Origin of the sequence: Paraburkholderia ginsengiterrae (assembly GCF_001645125.1) — a bacterium.
Taxonomy (GTDB): Bacteria; Pseudomonadota; Gammaproteobacteria; order Burkholderiales; family Burkholderiaceae; genus Paraburkholderia; species Paraburkholderia ginsengiterrae.
On the sequence record NZ_LXKA01000170.1, the window covers coordinates 1 to 487 of the forward strand.

At 76.0% G+C, this 487-nt stretch carries 1 protein-coding gene; it reads right to left on the bottom strand.

Annotation, left to right across the window (positions count from 1 at the left end):
- A partial coding sequence (gene tssK / locus A6V37_RS43155) for a type VI secretion system baseplate subunit TssK (RefSeq protein WP_167361439.1) occupies positions 1 to 487 on the bottom strand: 487 nt, incomplete at both ends.

Genomic DNA, 487 nt, shown 5'->3' on the forward strand with positions numbered 1-487 from the left:
GGGTGAGGCAGGATGGGTGGAGGAGGTGAGGAAGGGGAGGGCGGGAGTGGGAGCGTACGGGGGAGAGGAGGAAGGGGTAAATGGAGCCAGGGGAGCGCGGGGGCGAGTGACGGCCGTGAAGGAAGGAGAGGACAGGCGAGGGCTGAGGCGGAGGGGGCGGGCGGATGTGATGGGGGCGGAGAGCGGGGCGCTGGGCGGGAGCGGGGGGGGGGTGAGGTGGGTGGTGGGGGGGGAGGTTCGGGGGTGGACGGGGCCGTGGCGGGGGAAGGTGTGAGCGCGGGGCGGGGGGGCGGCGTGCGGTATGCCGGGGGGGGGGACGGGAGAGGCCAGCACGACGAGCGGGTGGCGGGCGTGGGCGGGAAGGTGGGTGCCGGGCGGGGGCGCATCGTCGGGGGAGAACGCGGACGGCGTGCGGTCGGGCAGCACGCCCGCGCACTCGCGAATCGCCAGCTTGCCGAGCTCGAGCTGCGCGTCGTCGAGCCTGAGG